This is a genomic window from Nitrosopumilaceae archaeon AB1(1) (genome assembly GCA_033471095.1).
In the GTDB taxonomy this organism is placed as follows: domain Archaea; phylum Thermoproteota; class Nitrososphaeria; order Nitrososphaerales; family Nitrosopumilaceae; genus Nitrosoabyssus; species Nitrosoabyssus spongiisocia.
The window spans coordinates 397,295-414,428 of record CP136752.1; the positions used below are offsets into that span (position 1 = coordinate 397,295).

At 31.9% G+C, this 17,134-nt stretch carries 14 protein-coding genes; 6 read left to right on the forward strand and 8 right to left on the reverse strand.

The window, feature by feature from the left end; all coding sequences use genetic code 11:
* Nucleotides 1-249 precede the first annotated feature (249 nt).
* Nucleotides 250-1,125 (forward strand): UbiA prenyltransferase family protein, encoded by an 876-nt coding sequence (locus tag R1F52_02405; GenBank protein ID WOV93497.1) that lies wholly within the window; start codon nucleotides 250-252, stop codon nucleotides 1,123-1,125.
* A gap of 86 nt (nucleotides 1,126-1,211) precedes the next feature.
* Here R1F52_02405 and R1F52_02410 read toward each other — a convergent pair whose 3' ends face one another.
* Nucleotides 1,212-2,117 carry a lysylphosphatidylglycerol synthase transmembrane domain-containing protein gene (locus R1F52_02410; GenBank protein WOV93498.1) on the reverse strand — a complete coding sequence of 302 codons (906 nt, stop codon included), beginning with the start codon at nucleotides 2,115-2,117 and terminating at the stop codon, nucleotides 1,212-1,214.
* A 127-nt stretch (nucleotides 2,118-2,244) separates the two neighbouring features.
* On the opposite strand from R1F52_02410, the gene R1F52_02415 reads away from it, so the two are divergent.
* Nucleotides 2,245-2,745, forward strand: coding sequence for a dual specificity protein phosphatase family protein (locus tag R1F52_02415; protein ID WOV93499.1), 501 nt, complete (start codon nucleotides 2,245-2,247; stop codon nucleotides 2,743-2,745).
* Here R1F52_02415 and R1F52_02420 read toward each other — a convergent pair.
* Complete coding sequence (locus tag R1F52_02420) at nucleotides 2,742-3,824, reverse strand: DUF362 domain-containing protein (protein WOV93500.1); 1,083 nt, start codon at nucleotides 3,822-3,824, stop codon at nucleotides 2,742-2,744. The genes R1F52_02415 and R1F52_02420 overlap by 4 nt on opposite strands.
* Nucleotides 3,825-4,507: 683 nt before the next feature.
* Here R1F52_02420 and R1F52_02425 point away from each other — a divergent pair.
* Entirely contained in the window at nucleotides 4,508-5,344 is an 837-nt protein-coding gene (locus R1F52_02425) for a hypothetical protein (GenBank protein WOV93501.1), read from the forward strand.
* Entirely contained in the window at nucleotides 5,331-5,831 is a 501-nt protein-coding gene (locus R1F52_02430; protein ID WOV93502.1) for a hypothetical protein, read from the forward strand. The genes R1F52_02425 and R1F52_02430 overlap by 14 nt, the downstream gene beginning before the upstream one ends.
* 295 nt (nucleotides 5,832-6,126) lie before the next feature.
* Here R1F52_02430 and R1F52_02435 read toward each other — a convergent pair whose 3' ends face one another.
* The 5 genes from R1F52_02435 to R1F52_02455 are packed head-to-tail and all read right to left on the reverse strand — an operon-like array spanning nucleotide 6,127 to nucleotide 12,743.
* Entirely contained in the window at nucleotides 6,127-7,086 is a 960-nt protein-coding gene (locus R1F52_02435) for a tetratricopeptide repeat protein (protein ID WOV93503.1), read from the reverse strand.
* A 35-nt stretch (nucleotides 7,087-7,121) separates the two neighbouring features.
* Complete coding sequence (locus tag R1F52_02440) at nucleotides 7,122-7,673, reverse strand: gamma-glutamyl-gamma-aminobutyrate hydrolase family protein (protein ID WOV93504.1); 552 nt, start codon at nucleotides 7,671-7,673, stop codon at nucleotides 7,122-7,124.
* Nucleotides 7,674-10,526, reverse strand: a complete 2,853-nt coding sequence (locus R1F52_02445) for a UPF0182 family protein (protein WOV93505.1) — start codon at nucleotides 10,524-10,526, stop codon at nucleotides 7,674-7,676.
* Nucleotides 10,527-10,576: 50 nt separating this feature from the next.
* Complete coding sequence (locus tag R1F52_02450; GenBank protein ID WOV93506.1) at nucleotides 10,577-11,695, reverse strand: DNA primase small subunit domain-containing protein; 1,119 nt, start codon at nucleotides 11,693-11,695, stop codon at nucleotides 10,577-10,579.
* A gap of 1 nt (nucleotide 11,696) precedes the next feature.
* Nucleotides 11,697-12,743, reverse strand: a complete 1,047-nt coding sequence (locus R1F52_02455) for a DNA primase (protein WOV93507.1) — start codon at nucleotides 12,741-12,743, stop codon at nucleotides 11,697-11,699.
* Between the two features lie 97 nt (nucleotides 12,744-12,840).
* On the opposite strand from R1F52_02455, the gene R1F52_02460 reads away from it, so the two are divergent.
* Nucleotides 12,841-13,680, forward strand: coding sequence for a deoxyribonuclease IV (locus R1F52_02460; protein ID WOV93508.1), 840 nt, complete (start codon nucleotides 12,841-12,843; stop codon nucleotides 13,678-13,680).
* 31 nt (nucleotides 13,681-13,711) lie between these two features.
* The gene (glyS, locus tag R1F52_02465; GenBank protein WOV93924.1) at nucleotides 13,712-15,169 is read left to right on the forward strand and encodes a glycine--tRNA ligase; all 1,458 of its coding nucleotides are present in this window, start codon (nucleotides 13,712-13,714) and stop codon (nucleotides 15,167-15,169) included.
* Here the strand turns inward: glyS and rqcH are convergent.
* The gene (gene rqcH / locus R1F52_02470) at nucleotides 15,153-17,105 is read right to left on the reverse strand and encodes a ribosome rescue protein RqcH (GenBank protein ID WOV93509.1); all 1,953 of its coding nucleotides are present in this window, start codon (nucleotides 17,103-17,105) and stop codon (nucleotides 15,153-15,155) included. The genes glyS and rqcH overlap by 17 nt on opposite strands.
* Nucleotides 17,106-17,134 lie beyond the last annotated feature (29 nt).

Genomic DNA, 17,134 nt, shown 5'->3' on the forward strand with positions numbered 1-17,134 from the left:
TGGAATCTTATTTTCAGACCTATTTTCCACACATTTTCCATTACGCTTTTCCTTACCATAAATAAAAAATTAAATCACTAATCAAACAATTACTATAAAAAATGACTTGAAAGATGCTAATTCAGTTTTTATATTATGTAGAATCAATATGTTCAAATTTCTTCAAATTAGTAACATCACATATGTAAAAGATATTGTATATTTCCAAGAGCCTACACAGATATATGACTTATTAACATAATTGTACTAATGAAAGTTTATTTCAAACTCTTAAGACCCAAACAATGGTATAAAAATTTTCTTGTATTTACACCTTTGATTTTCACATTAAACCTTTTTGACGTAAATTATGTTTCATTGAATATTATTGGATTTGTGATTCTATGTATTAGCTCTAGCGGAGCTTATGTAATTAATGATGTGTTAGATTACAAAAGAAATCAACTACATTCAATAAAAAAGAATAGACCAATTGCATCAGGTAAAGTTTCTAGAAAGAACGCAATTGTTTATGCCATATGTCTACTAGTAGCATCATGTTTAGTATCTAGTATTTTTGGATTGGAATTATTGTTAATAAATATGGCATTGATTGCAAGTATGTTAGTTTATTCTAGCATACTGAAGCACATAATATTTGTAGATGTATTTATGATTGCTATAAATTATATAATTCGAACAATAGCAGGACTGATAATAATAGAGGCAGAAATATCAAGATATATTGTTATCGGAATATTCCTTTTAACTCTTTTACTTGCATTCAGTAAACGAAAAAGTGAAATTAGTTTTTTAAAAAATGCATCACATCATAGACAAACATTAAAAAAATATTCTGAAAAAATGTTAAATATTTCAATGATTATCATTGTTGTTTTAATCATAATAACATATTTAGTATATACAATAATTGGTCCAATCGTTGCAGAGGATAGACGTTTAGTGCTTACTGCTCCATTACTAATTTTCATCTTGATATATTATACACGATTCATATTCAAATATGGCTACAAAGGTAAGGAGTTGAATGATCTAATCGCGCACAATAAAATACTAGCAGGATTTATACTATTATTCCTAGGAATGGTTATCATTTTACTATATACACCATTTAAAATATTTTAAATTTTGATGTATGTTTTGATTCTAGAATGTGTATGATATAAAATTCAATTTAATTATTATGATATACAAAATAGCAGATCAAAGTTTTACTCAAGTATGGGATTTTTAAACATAAATCTCATCGCAATTAATCCTAGAATTACACTATACCAAAGTGTAGACAATCTAGTTAATAGTGTCACACCAATTGCCTGTGTCTGTTCAACTCCATTTAAAATCAACAACCCTGTCATTCCTATTTCAGTGACTCCTATTCCACCAGGTAAAAATGATAGTGCCCCAATAATTGAGGATACAATGAAAATTGTTATAACAAGTAAAAATGACAAGTCAATTCCAAATCCTTGAAAAATTAGATATACACCATATGATTCAACCATCCATGCTACAACACTAAGTAAAAAGCTCTTTGCATAAATCTTAACATTTAACAAATCATGAATAATATTATACATTTCTAATAATTTCTCAGAAATTTTTTTGAAAAATGAGATAGATTTGAATTGAACAAGTATCCATGTAACTAGTTTTTCTTGTTTTCCAATTATGAGAAATATAAACATCAGTGCAGATGCTACGATAAGAAAAGTTTTGTCAACATCTACAGTCCATATACTAATAAGAGCAATTGCGACAATACCCACTAGATCATAGTATCGTTCAATGAATACTACTGGGGCGGTTTTAGATATTGGATGGTTGTATAATTTTTTTAGATATGTGGATTTTATAACTTCACCAAATTTGCCAGGAGTCATACCTAAACTTAGACCTGTAAAAAAAAGTATCATAGATTGTTTCATAGACATATCAATGTTAATTTCGTTAAGAAGTAGTTTATATCGAACTCCACGAATCACATATGCAAAAAATATCAATGCAAGAGCTGGAAATAAAATTATTGTGTCAAAGTTTGAAAACTCATCATATAGTTTAGGAATATCAGATGCTAAAATATAGATAGTATAAACAGCAATAGATATGATTATCATAAGAAAGGTTTTTTTGCCAAACATCTGTATACTGTATGAAGTGTAAAGGTTATATTAAAAATGAATAGAATTATCTAATGTATATTATAAAAAATTGACATAAATTAGATTCAATCAATATCATATTATGTTTGGTAAATTTGAACATATTACAGGTGCAGCTAGAGTTCGATTACATCGTAGAATTATGGCATGTTCAAAACGAGCAGATGTGTCATTCATTCTACCAGAGCTTGCAGTAGGAGGCGTATGTAAGATTAAATATCTCCACTCATGTGGAATAAAATCTATTGTTGATATGAGATTGGAGAATACAGATGACAAATATGAATTAGAAAAATACTCTATGAATTACTTGAATGTCAAAGTACTTGATCGTGGAATACCAACATTGGAAGAAGCTAAAGATGCTACAACTTGGATTAAAAAAGAGATCAACGCAAAAAGAAACGTTTTCATTCATTGTAATCTAGGTCGAGGACGTGGACCACTAATCGCTATATTATATTTGATATCACAAGATATGGTAATGAATGATGTAATAGTAAAGATAAAAAAATTACGTCCATACACATACTTGAATGAAAATCAACTCAAATTTATAAAAAAATTTTCAGAAAATTATTAATCATATTTCTCAAATAGTTTACCCCATGATGTTTTATTAAATTCTTTGATTCTCTTCTTACCTACAGTAGGATACCAAAACCAATCATGATAAGATTCAAATCCTAGTATACAGAAATTAAAAAACCAAGTTTTAAATAATAATTTTTCAATTTTACTTTTCCTAAATAATTGATCAAAGTAAATTACAGGACTTCTACTAGTAGTACAATTTAGATTTATGTCATTATGATTCAATCCTTTAATTTGTACAGAATTCAGATCGGAATTTCCAAGTCCCATTTCATGTGCCAATTTTAATTTTTTAATTGATTTAGGATCAAATCCCATTATTTTAGATGCAACACTATCAATAGAAACCATATCATTACTTGCAAGTAACAAATTTGCCTCTTTAGGAAACATTGTTCTCGGTCCAGCTCCATCACCATATATTGCACCATCCATTACTGCATAAAGTCCTGCTAGAACATCTTTTTGAATAGTGAGTAGATCAACCAATACTTCATGAATATGCTTATGACAATGATGTCTGGCTTCGCGTAATAACCCACCAAACGCGTTCTTCATAGCTCCAGTCATTGTTGTATGACCATGTGTTTTTAATGTGGGTAGATGTATCACATTACTATCTAAAAATAATTTAGGAATCTCAATTGGTTGAAATATTTTATCTAATACAAGCAATTTATTTTTTGGTTTATATTCAACCCATTCTGTCTCATTTAGTGGAACAAATTCTACACCATATTTATCTAAAATAGATTTCCATTTGTTATTAATAACTCCCTTTATCGGATTTGTTACAACTGTCTTATTTTCAACAGCTAAAATGTCAGTATAACCATCTTTTACCAGTGTATCAAGAACACCTTCTAATTGCCAAGGTTGTGTTGAACATGCAGGAAAATATAGAGTCCAAGAAAGATTGAGTTTCAAAATAATTTTTTTATTTTTAGCAATATGATCTTGATAATTTACAGAATGTAACAAATCAGAATAATCTTTCAATACACTAGAAGGAGTAGTCTTTGCAATTCCAACCACAGATTTCTGAGACAAATTAGTTTCTATAGTCATATCCATATTATAAAAATTGACAATATAAAAATTTATGTCCATTTAGGAATACATTACCAACTATAATCATTCAACTATATTATTTTCAAAATTAATGAACGAATATGTATTTATAAAATTAAGATTAACTATTATTTCTCAAACATAAATTATTTTTTTAATTTTTGATCAACAAATATTCATTTATAAGACATAATGTAAAAACGCATCTATGAATAAGGTGCGGAATGTACTCTCAAATAGAATCAATATTAAAAATTTAATAATTTTTGGTGTTATAACTGGTTTAACAATTCATTCTGGTTTTGTTTTATTAAGTTTTGCAGTTAATGTACCTATGTATGATGAAATATTATTCATACCATTCGTAGTATCTGTCAATACAGAAAATTCAGTCTTTGAATGGAATTTCTTGGAACAGTTGTATGATCAAAGACCAATTGTACCACAATTATTGATGATGCTAAATGTAATATTATTCTCATGGAATATTATTATAGAATCTTTTATTGGATTGACAGCATATGTCGTATTAATTCTAGTATGTTATAAATTACTGAAAAACATTGATGAGAAATTAACATGGGCAATAATTCCCATATCAATTTTGACGTTTAATGCAGGACATATGACTGTGATATTATGGGGACTGACTGCTATTTTTTTCCCTATAACAGTAACTTTTGCAACACTTTCAATCTATTACATCAACAAACCAAGTAGAAAATCACTTTATCTCAGCTATATTATTTGGATTTCTTGCATCTTTCACGCAAACTCCAGGTTTGCTAGTTTGGTTGATAGGACCAATTGCATTATTTTACCAAAGACGCATAAGATCAGTATTGATTTGGGTACTTGCAGGAATAGCTTGTTTTGGTCTCTATTTTTACAACTATGAATTTGGTAATTTTCAAAATATAGTTTACTGGGATACAATATTTTCATTGAATTTTGTTAAATTTTTTACTGATGTGACAGCATTGAGTGTAATATCACCCATAACAATTTTTAACACATCTTCGTCGACCATAATAGGCACTATAGTATTGTTCATTAGTGGCATAGGAATCATTTACATGATTATACAAAAGAAAATTCCACGTCAGGCTTTTCTTCCATGGATACAGATTGCATTGTTTTCAGGTTTGTCAATTGGTGTTATTACACTAGGACGAATTTATATCGGAGCTAGTCATCGTTATACCCCATTTCCATTTTTGTTACAAATATTTGCAATACTCATTTTATCTATGGTATTATTATCACTTTATTACAAGAGAAGAAGATTGTTTTATGTTTGTGTAATTATACTTGCTGTAATGTTATGCGCGTATACTGTAATAATGGTCGGATATGCAACTTGGGAAATATATGGACCTAGGCACAATGTATTCACAACTCACCATCAAGAATGTCTATTAAATCAAAATCTCAATAAAACATGTAATGGTGTACAAACTCATCCATTACTTACAGAGATGTTAGAAAACAGCAAGCTGAAGTTTGTTTGTAGATGATAAAATATTTGTGAACAATGCACCTGTACCATTATTGAACGCGAACGCATGGAATAACCTCACAGAGACAAAATTAGGGGCAGGAAGTATATCATTTAGGTTGTCAAGTATTTGTGCCACAGAGTGTACGCAAGTGATATCAAAAGATATAAACATAAATAATAAAAATTTCAATCAAATATTGCTACTTGCAAATGATGAACATCAGTTAAAGTTACGTGGTACAGGAACAATAGATGGCAAAGAGGTAGATGAAGCTTATCTTGTATTAAATGATGATATTTATACAAAATTAATTTATGGATATCCAACTGCAAGCCGTGATATGAATTTAAAAGAATTACAATTGACATTCACTAGAACACAATGGGAAGTGATAATACAATTGTATGATTTAACAGAGGAATGTTATGAAACTTCAGTAAGACTAGTAAAAGATGATAAATATTATATCATAAATCACGATACACCATTTTGCTTTAGTTAATGTTGAATACTAAAGGTAAGAATTTGCTTAAATATTGTAATTGCAAGGATTTATGGACAAGGTTACATTCTTTGAAAAATTTTTATACATATTTGTGATTAGTGATTTTGTTTTCCACCCATTTGACTTGTAGTGTATCTTCAAGTATGTAGTTACGTATTGCTAAAACATTTCAGTTACACAATTTGTATTTCAACGCGTTAGGAATAAAATTTGGATGTTACGATTAATATGAATATCTTGATTAGTATTTAATATTTAAAACGAAATCATCCTAATTATGAAATGTGATAATCTACATATTTTTCAATTCTTTGATAATATTCTGCCTATCTGTGGCAGAAGGTGTATACTTTAGATAGTTTTCAAAATCCTCTTTAGCACCAGAGATGTTGGATTGATGATACCGTACTAGGCCTCGGTTTTTATAAATGGGTCCAAATCTAAATGGATTAATTTCTATAGCACTGGTGTAGTATTTTTCAGATGTATCATATTGACCTGCTTTTAGATAATAATTACCCAGTCCACGATAACCCAAATAATAACGATTATTCAATGAAATACTTTTTTCATAAAATTCTATACACTCAAAAGAGTTTTTCTCATTTAATAATGCAGCATACAAGGACATTGCAGTTATATTTTTGGGATTAATTACTAGAGCCTCTTTTAAAAGCGATATAGATTCATCATTCTCTCCAAGCAGATTTTTTTTCTCAGATAAAAAACACAATTGGTTTGATTTATCATTGGATTTTTTTTTGGTAATTGTATCAAGTATCTCAGAGGGGGCAATCAATATACAAATTTGTCCATCTTCATTCCATAAATTTGAAAATTGTGATTCAGGAATAACACCCACATAAAATTTATCAGTAGATTCAGATGATGGAATGTGATGAGTAATGGTATTATCTAAACTATTATACCCAGACAGTACAGATGCATGTTGTACAACATTATCAATTCCAGGTAGGATTACAATCGGTGGAATTCCAGAATCAATGAATTGTTTAAGTTCAGACATGGATGAATTAATGATACAACTAGACAGACCGTGTTTAGTGGCAAGAACTATTCCTTCAGCAAGAATACTGCCTCGCATATTTGGGTATTTTTTTGCAATATTTAGTGCCTCAGAGAGCGGTATGTCAACATTCCAATACTTTGATACCGTATTGATAGATAATGGCAGACAAATATTGTCTTGATTTACAGGTGGCAGTATTAATTCATGTTCTGCTGAATCCATACAGGGCTAGACAAATTATACATAATTAAATGGTATCAAAGAGTCATTTTTAAAAAAGATTTCAAAATTGCGTGACCGTCATTAGTAGATTCCGGATGGAACTGTGTACCGAATATGGGACGATCTTTGTATTGTATAATTTCAAATGAACAGTCGGTAGATTTTGCCAATGGAATAATAGATGAGGGAAGTGTGCCTATCTCATAAGAGTGACTTTGTAAAACATGAATGGTACCATTGCATAAATTATTTGGTTTTATGATTTCTACAGTATAATTTCCACGTCTTGGAGATTTACACTTTCGTAACGTTCCACCTACTGTCAATGCTAATATCTCAGCACCATAACATATTCCAAATAATGATACATCAGAGGATATGGCATGTTTGATTAATTTTGAATTTATTAAATTATTTTGTCTATTATAATTTCTACGTCCAGATAAGATTATAGAATTATACGAATCCAAACAAGTTGGATCAATGTTACTAGGTTGCAATACAGTATGTATGATGTTTTGATTTTTTAAAAAATCTATCAAATTATCAAAATATACTGAATCATTATCTACAACTAGTAATGTCATCTAGCTTCCAACGTCGATAGATATGTAGTGCAACTCTAGAATGTTATTTTTCAGCAACAGAGTACCAAAATTGGTTCTAGTATCTTCTTCCCACATATAGATCTGTGTAGAACGTGGTTCGACAAATGTATCTATAAAGTTGAGTACGATATCACTAGTCACCTCTAATTCTGCTGAACCATAAAAGATGATTGAATCCTCTTGGAAGGATACAGGAATGTTTATGGTCGTAGGTTGCAGTACGTCAATACCTGCATCAGTGAATAGAGTGAGTAGAGTGGAGATACGATCTTCCCTTGTATTTTGTGTTCCATCAGGATCAGATGCATCGACGGATGTTACACCGGTCAATTTCTGCAGATAAGCCCTGAATGCCTCTTCCTGAGTATCTCCAAGACCAACATAATATTCACCGGTAAATGATGCTCCCACCGCTGCAATTGTTCCAAGCTGTGCTACTACACCACCGGCTCCTGCAGTGTATACTGGAATGAAATACACATCTTGTTCTCCAACTCTGTACAAAATGTTATCGCCAATTCGTGGATTTCTCAATAGTGTTTTTAGTTGTGCAAAGTCTGGATCTCTGTCTAGTGCTTCACGGACAGCAGTAGGACCAATTAATTTAATAGTAGAATTTAGTGCTATTTCATAAAAATGCATGTCACCAAGAGTTGATAAATCATTTTCTACGACCATGTAGCCGGCCAAGTTTCTACCCTGTGAACCACGAAGTTCTAGAGACAAAAGTCCAAGGAATTCAATATTATCAAAGCCCGGTGGTTTTGTTTCAATGTAATAGGTATCCAAACCTGCTGGGATTTCATAAAACTCGTTTGCTTGGATGAATGTCTCTACGTTATCGACGTGATAGATATTATACATCTCTGTCTTCCAGTTGAATAATTCAGTTGGATATCGAATTTGTTCTTCAAGCCATGTTGGAATTTCTATAAATTTGTCTTCATACTGACTAGCAAACATTTCACTAAAGAAATCATCACCAGTCTTCAGCAAGCTGATATCACCATCATACGTATCTATTAGAGCATAACCGACTAGACGAAGATATGGATTTCCTACAGACCATGGAACATTACGTGTATCGAATCCTACAATAAGAGGAACCAACCAGTATGAATTTTCTCCATCAGTTACTGGTATGCTATCTAGTTCTTTGCCAAATAGATTATACAAAAAGTATGGATAAAGAGCAGACATACGATCGTTGATGTCCTTGTATCTCATTATATGGACAGATTCGGTTGGGAATGACAAAAGAAAGTTGGGCTCAAAGATATAACTTAGTGGTGGAGGGACATCTATACCTCCAATACCGGAATAAAATACTCCTCCAAGTTCTGCACTTGTATCCCCACGAGTTGTTGGATATGCAGACCATGTCTCATCAAGTAAACCTCCTTCACCATAATAGATGGTTCTTTGTGGAAAGAATTCAGCACTATCTACAATTTGACCACTAGACGCCTCTAGTGTGAGAAAACCATTTGGCACATGAGTGTATACTAGATGTTCGTTATACCATGCATTATCAAGACTAACAGATGGTGGAAGTATAGGTTTCATCGATGCAGTCCAGTATAAGGTATCGTTAAATCGTAAGATATCATTGTCCTCAAAATCTACATATGGAATCAAACCAATTTCAGGTTTTAATTTAGCAAATGCAGCTTCCCAATCCCAGACTCGTATTACATCTAGAACATCCTGATTATCAGCAATGTAAGATGGAATAGCATTAGGGGATATAGATTGTATTGTAATATTATGAAGTGTGCTGTCTACGGTTTTTAATTCTCCCAGATAATTATTAACTCCTATTTGTTGTGCAGTGTATGGTCCAAGATATTCAATTTTTTTGGCATCGGCGATACTATTATTCACAGATACAAAACCTATCATAATTAGTGAAATTAATAAAATTATAGCAAATCTAACATACACATCACGATTAAGTATGTGAGTCAATACACGAGCTCGAACTCTATCAATTATTGAAAATGCAACGAATACAATTCCAATTATCAGAGTACCGCCGATAATATATTTAGTATTATAGTCAATTTGTGAGGTGAAAAACATGTTAAAACATGTCCATAAAACACCAACTCCAATTAAAAGCTCTAGTAGAGATAGGTAGCTGAGATAACGAGGTCTACCTTCAGAGGTATCATACACATATGATGTTACTACAGAGATTATGGTGTGTGCTCCCACAAATAGAATTATACGTAAACCTATTGCTGCAAGTAACGGAGACATGAGAATTATTAATACCGGTATAATTGGAATTAGATTTTCTGTAGCAAATGCAGAATCAGTAGGTATTGTTACAAATGGAATGGTAAATAGAGTAGGTAGCTGATCAAAACCTAAATCGTATCCATTTAAAATTTCCATAGTTGCAAAACCAAACATAATGTTAGAGAAAAATGCTCCAAATAGCAGCACCTTGGTTATTTGCCAAATTATAAATTGAATTTTAGTTAATTTGAAATCTGAAAATCTTTCTAAATAATTTGTTATTGGCTCGGTAGGAGGTTTGTTTAAAAGTGATATACCAGAGTAAACTACATACCAAAATATTGATGAACGAGTTAGACCATTTACACGAATTAATGATATAGATGCAAGTACCAGGGATGATAGTATAGCATACCAAACAGGTTTAGTGAAAGTATCATCAAACTCTACTATATTCATAAAAATCATAACAGCCTGATTACCAACCACGCTGAATGTGGCAAGAGCTATGCCAAAGATTATGGCGATTTTTACGTATCTTCCCATATTTGTAGGTGCGCTAGGCTCACCAGTAGTCTCTCTATACAAAAGTAACTAAACGCCGTAAAATGACAATTAATGTCTTAGCAGTCTATTTACTAATTATTTATCGTACCGAGGTCTTTACAAATTAGATATACGGCCGCATATCGTGGTATATCAATAATTTGTTGTTTGTATGGACCAAATGTTTTACCATTGAGTTTAAACGATATTGGACAATTTGCACGTACAGAGACTTTATCATCATTAATCAGACATGCATCTTTGTAGGGATCAAAATTGATTAAATCATCACATCTAGATTTTACTAGTCCACTTTTACTATTCAATGAATTAGGGAATCGGAAAATTCTATGTATGTCAGATGTTACATTTGCATCAATTTTAATTCCAATTTCATGAGTTAAATAATCAAATTTCTTTTGAAGAGAGTTGTATCCGTCTTTGATTAATTGCTTAGAGATTTTAGATTTCTCTTTTTTAGATGAAAACAAATACTTTGCAACTCGCTCTGACCAATCTTTTTCTCCTGGATCAGGAAAATTAGATTTTTTCGGATTAGATTTTTTAAAACCAAAGGAATCAGGTGTAAATCCACGAAACATAATGTAGTCTACTAAATCACCACGTTCTTTGGATTCCATTTTTTTATATGATACATCATATGCATGTACGTGAAAACCCTCATTACCAGAAAAATAGACTTGAATATCTTTTCTGTCAATTCCTAGATCATTATGTAAGAGATTGAGTAATTTTCTAGTTTCATCTTTAGCTGCACAAATACAATCTTTACATGCAATAGAAATTGTAGAGGATTTAGCAGATTTACACTCAGTACATACCAATTCATCTTGATATACGTGCTTACAATCTTGACAAATTGCACAAGTATGTTGCCTACGACACGGTAGATTCAGATCCTTTGCATCTATGTCAAAGATTAAATCTGCTCCTTGAAAGTCCTTATCTTTCATATCTGCAGTTGGAAATGAATAGTAGGCGTTTGAGCAATATACATCAGCAGGGTTATTTTGCATAAGAAATACACGTAGATCATTATCATTTTTAACTTCAAGATGTCTAATCATACCAGAACCAAATTTTTGATAACCAAATTCACGTTTTGATGAATCAGGTAAAACATGAATTGAATTAATATTATCAAAGTAATATTTTTTAAAAGATTCTGTGAGAAATTCAACATTATTCATATTATGCCAATTTCCTCCCAAATTGTATAGGATTAATTATATCATTACATTTATCAATTTTAAAACACATATCTTTCATCTTTATTTTTTCACAAGATGGACATAGATATTTTGTGCTACTAGCATCTCCAGATAGATGTCTTAATTGATACATTGTTGTCTTCTCATTATAGTCTGGAGCATTTTTGAATAATGGTGCAATCTCCTCTACACTTTTTCCACGTGATAACAAAAAAGTTGCAATCATGAATCGTCCAGAATGTGAGAGGTTTTCCCCCTTTTCTAAAACTTCAATTGCATGTTTAATACATGGAGGATATTCTCCTGTAACAATCATAGTCTTTGGAGTTAATTCCCTTGCCAGCACTTGTAATTTGTTGACATAAGGTACAAATCCGTCTATTTTGTTTGGTAATTTCATAGACAAAATTTTTTCCGTAATTAATTTTTGAGTCTCAGAGCGCAAAAGTCGAATAATTTCATGTGGCGTTAAGATTACCTGACCATTTCGCACAGTGCGATTAACAAGTTTCCATTCTCTTTCATGAAATTTTACAGCGCGTTTGAGATAGTTTGGGACAGAAGTGGTAAAATTATGATTTTGATATTCAACAGTTAGAGAAAATGTATTTTCTAGAATATACATTATACGCATATTCTCTGATACCTCTCTTGTTTGTTCAGTAAGAATAGATGTTGCAGTTAGATCATTTTCTAAATACTTTTCTGCTCTCTGTGCTTCAGCAAGAGAAAATCGTCTTACAAGAGTATGAGCCTTACTAACATGTAAGAGAATTGCTGCTATAAGAAATGAAAATACCTCATTTAATAATATTTGATCATTAACATCTCCAGTGATTATTGGATATGATTTTCCACGAGCGGCAGTTACAATTCTATCATATGCTTTTTCTACAACAGGCTTTAAATCAGGATCACTTTCAAAATCTTCCAAATTAAATCCAAATTGTTTTATAATTAAACCCGCATCTGCTAAAAATGGGAATTTTGCAAGATCATTTCGTGCAAGTTTAATTTGATAATTCATACCTCAAAAATACCATATACACAAGTTATATAATTCGTATTTCTTAAATTCAAACACAATAATTCAGGTTTAAATTATTGCTAGAGTAAATATTATCATGCAAATTGGATGTCACGTGTCAATATCAGGTTCTGTAGCAGCAGCAGTAGATAACGCTGTTGAGAGAAAGTGTTCAGCATTTCAAATATTCACAAGAAATCCTAGAGGATGGCATGCAAAAAATTTAGATAAAGAAACAATTACAAATTTTAAAACAAAATTAGAAAATTCAAATATTGAAAATAGTGGTCTAGTAGTTCATATGCCCTACTTGCCAAATTTGGCATCACCAAATGATGAACCATACAAGAAATCAGTTGCTACATTAACAAGTGAAGTAGAGCGATGTGATATATTGGGAATTCCATATTTAGTTACACACCTAGGAAGTCATTTAGGTAGTGGTGAGGCAGCAGGAATAAAACGTCTAGTAATGGCATTCAAAAGTGCTGTCAAGGATAAGAAAAAAGTAACAATATTATTAGAAAATACNAGTGGACAAAAAAATTCGGTTGGATCAAAATTTGTACAGTTGCAAGAAATTTTAAAACAATTACAACCCATAGATAGATTTGGTATATGTATGGATACATGTCATACATTTGCTGCAGGATATGATTTGACCAGTGCAAAAGCAGTCAAGGATACATTTGGAATTATTAATGATACTGTTGGAAGTGATTCATTAAAGGTAGTACATCTGAATGACTCTAAAGGTGAGATGGGATTGAATCTAGATTGTCATGATCATGTAGGTTTGGGAAAGATAGGATTAGAGGGTATGAAAACAGTGGTAAAATATGCAGATAAGAACAAACTCCCCATAATTTTAGAGACGCCAATTAATGAAATTAGAGATGATTTTGAGAATATAAAAATTGCAAAATCATTGGCATAAGAATTTATGAGTATTTTCTAGTGATATAATGATGGATTATGACCATGTTGTAAAGTTGGCACTTGAGAGAGGGTTTTATTTTCCTAGTTGTGAAATTTATGGAGATTCTACAGCTGGCTTTTGGGAGTATGGTCCATCAGGGGTTGCTTTTAAAAATAAATTTATTCAATTATGGCGCAGAGAATTAGTAAGACGTGATAAAATGTTAGAGATCGACGGATCACAAATAATGTCAAAATCAGTTTTTGAAGCATCAGGTCATTTGAAAGGATTTGCAGATCCAATTGTAAAGTGTGAAAAATGTCATGCTACATATCGTGTAGATAAATTTATCTCAGAACAGATTGGAAAGGAATTACCTGAAAATGCAGATTTAAGTGAATTTGATGATATAATAAAAAAAGAAAACTTGACATGCAAATGTAAAGGAAATCTTGGAGATGCAAAAAGATTCAACATGATGTTTGAGTTAAGAATTGGACCCGATGGGGAAGAGGCATATCTTAGACCAGAGACATGTCAATCTATTTTTGTAGATTTCCCAAGATTATTCAAATCTATGCGAGGAAAGTTACCACTAGGAATAGCACAAGTTGGAAAAAGTTTTAGAAATGAAATTGCACCAAGACAAAGTCTTTTGAGAATGCGTGAATTTTATCAAGCAGAGATTGAGATATTTTGTAATAAAGACAAGCTCGATGATGTTAAAAAATTCGATGAGGTACAAGATGTAATTTTACGGATACAGACAGATGATGGATTGAAAAAAATGACATGCAGGGAAGCAGTTGAATCAGGTTTAGTGCCAAATAAAATTGTAGGATACTATCTAGGCATATTATCAGAATTTTATGAGAAAACAGGCATATCTATGGAGAAAAGCAGATTTCGAAAGCTCGGTGAGAGGGAAAAGGCATTTTATGCCAAAGTTGCGTTTGATTTTGAAGTAGAAACAAGTACGGGATGGTTGGAACTTGTAGCGTGTAACTATAGAGCAGATTATGATCTTGATAGTCATGCCAAACAAAGTAAAGAAAAATTTGAGGTAATGGATGATGAAATCAAAGTATTACCACATGTGTTTGAGATNTCGATGGGCATTGATTGCAGTTTGTACACAATTCTAGAACATTCATTAGAAAGAGAAGAAGAAAATGATAGAACTGTGTTGAGATTAAAACCATATCTAGCACCTATACATGCAGGAATATTATCACTTGTAAAGAAAGATGGATTGGCAGAAAAAACTGATGAAATTTACGCTACACTACGAAAAGATTTCGATATGTTTTTAGATCATTCTGGCGCAATCGGACGAAGATATAGAAGACTTGATGAGGTTGGTGCACCTTTAGCAATAACGATAGATCATCAGACACTTGAAGATTCAACAGTAACTATACGTGAAAGAGACACTATGGAACAAAAAAGAATTAATATCAAAGATCTATATTCAGTGATAAATGATCTAGTCAAGTATCCAAGTTAGGATTTATCAACATGTCCATACGTAATCCTTTACCAGATTCTGTTATATGACTATTCCCAGTGGGTAAAACACGAACAAGATCATCTACTGTTATATTTTGAATGATTTCTTCATCCATCTTGGCAAATTCAATTTTTAGTTTTTTTGCAAGATCAGGCATGTATGAACCCGTAGGCTCGATTACAGCATAATACGCACAATTAACACGAATAGGCTCTACTGGCCCACATGTCACTACTGCTGTTCCATCATTATACACCAATCCTACAGCAAGACGCAAGTCTGATACACGCACAAAATTACGTTTTCCCTCAATCATGTATGAGCCTCGTGGCATTGACTGCCCGCTAGGTGCGCTTTTTTTGACTTGATCGTGATTAACCCAATAAGCCTTACAACCATACAATCCTTCTTTCCACGCTCTACTAAAGCAGACAGTTGCATACGCAGTTTCGTCTAGACTAGTAGATTTTGCACCTATACCGCGTTTTAGAATAAAAAATGGGGAGCCGTGTATCTCTGCATGAAATGCAAGATCATCATTTTTCAAATGTTTACGTACAATTGCAGAATTTGATGATGAATCACGACCTCCTATAGATAACAAGTGATCGGATGTATAAAACCAACGATATCTTTCATACCAACTTTTTTTCCTAACTGCAGACATTGTTATTGAACTTCTAAGATTAGTTGTTTCTCTTTCAAGTTCATCTAATTTAGATATAGTATTATCTTGACGACGACGTATGGAAGCAATTGCACGAAATTGACGTTTTGCTTCATCATATAATGAAGATGCAGTAGCTTGTAGTGATGAATCACGTATAAATGGAATTGTTTTTTGGTCTATTTTTATTAAAGATTTTCCTTTTTCAGTTATTATTGAAAAATTAAAGGCTGAGAGTATAGACATGCAACGTGGATCATCAAGCGTAGTAATATTCTTAGACGGCATGGTCATTATAATATTAGCCACATTTGTAATTATAGCAGATTTCTCCTCAACGTCTTTAATTGCCTGTTTTTGTTCATCTAATTGAGAGTTCAACTCTTCAATTTTTTTATCTACATTGCTAGATTGTAAATCACGACCTTCGTCCATGATAGATGCAGTAAACATAGAATCAAGACACTCCATAAATGAAGATTTAGGAGTAATAATAGCATCAGAATCATGATGTAGTGGAATAGGATTTGCCTCCATCTTATCACCAGATTTTACCAATGCTGGTTGATGATTTCCGTTTATGACGTCATTAGTAATTACTCGGATAACATCGTATAATCGCAGGATGGCAGATTCATCGAGCTGATTTCCAGATAATTTTGTATCTACTTTAGCTTTGGCACAAATATACTCTACATATCTACTACTGAATCCTAGATTTCGTCCTATCCATTTAGCACAGGACATATCTTGAGCAAGTATGGCACGCAAATCATCTTCGGTAAGTTTGGACACATCCATACTATTTTCTGGTGGCGGCGTATACTGTAGACCGACTTTGAGAGTTCTATGACGAGTCTCTATACTATGTAATAACGCAAGAATTTTCATATCCTCGTTACACAGTATTATGTTTCCGCTACTGAAAAGCTCACTACANATAGTAAATTTTTTATCAAATCCACTAAATGTTAAATATGCAATACGTTCTGCACCAATTTGTTTGATCTCAGTTAGACGAAAACGTAAAAGATCACTTCTTAATCGTTTTACCAATCTATTTTTATCTACAGAATCTATGCGAACAGTAGTAAGCCATATTCCAAATGTAGATAAGACAAGAAAAAGATTGTCTTTTTCAGGATGATGTAATTTGAAAAGAATACTACTTCGAGATATCCCGTATATGTTACTGAGGTAATAATTATCAACTTGCTTTGATATCTCTTGGATCAAATATTTAATTTCAAGACCAGATAGAGCCATGGTTATTTACAAAATATACGCAGATATAG